Source organism: Allobacillus halotolerans (assembly GCF_018967645.1).
GTDB lineage: Bacteria > Bacillota > Bacilli > Bacillales > Alkalibacillaceae > Allobacillus > Allobacillus halotolerans.
The window spans coordinates 1-543 of the sequence record NZ_JAHLZF010000066.1; the positions used below are offsets into that span (position 1 = coordinate 1).

A 543-nucleotide genomic window follows, 5' to 3' on the forward strand; every position below is an offset into this window, starting at 1 on the left:
GTGTGTAAAAATGCAATTAAGCAAATCAGTAATGATCCTTCCGCAGGTTCACCTACGGAAACCTTGTTACGACTTTTACTTCCTCTAAATGACCAAGTTTGACCAGCTTCTCAGTTCCAGAATGGAGTTGCCCCCTTTCCTAAACCAATCCGGAGGCCTCACTAAGCCATTCAATCGGTAGTAGCGACGGGCGGTGTGTACAAAGGGCAGGGACGTAATCAACGCAAGCTGATGACTTGCGCTTACTAGGAATTCCTCGTTGAAGAGCAACAATTACAATGCTCTATCCCCAGCACGACGGAGTTTCACAAGATTTCCCAGACCTCTCGGCCAAGGCTTATACTCGCTGGCTCCGTCAGTGTAGCGCGCGTGCGGCCCAGAACGTCTAAGGGCATCACAGACCTGTTATTGCCTCAAACTTCCATCGACTTGAAGTCGATAGTCCCTCTAAGAAGTGACTATACCAGCAAATGCTAGCAGCACTATTTAGTAGGTTAAGGTCTCGTTCGTTATCGCAATTAAGCAGACAAATCACTCCACCAA

The 543-nt window shown here is 47.7% G+C and carries 1 rRNA gene (only partly in view); it reads right to left on the reverse strand.

Annotation, left to right across the window (positions count from 1 at the left end):
• Window positions 1–24: 24 nt before the first annotated feature.
• A 16S ribosomal RNA gene (locus KQ486_RS14790) occupies window positions 25–543 on the reverse strand (its annotated part continues 481 nt past the right edge of the window); the annotation flags it as partial.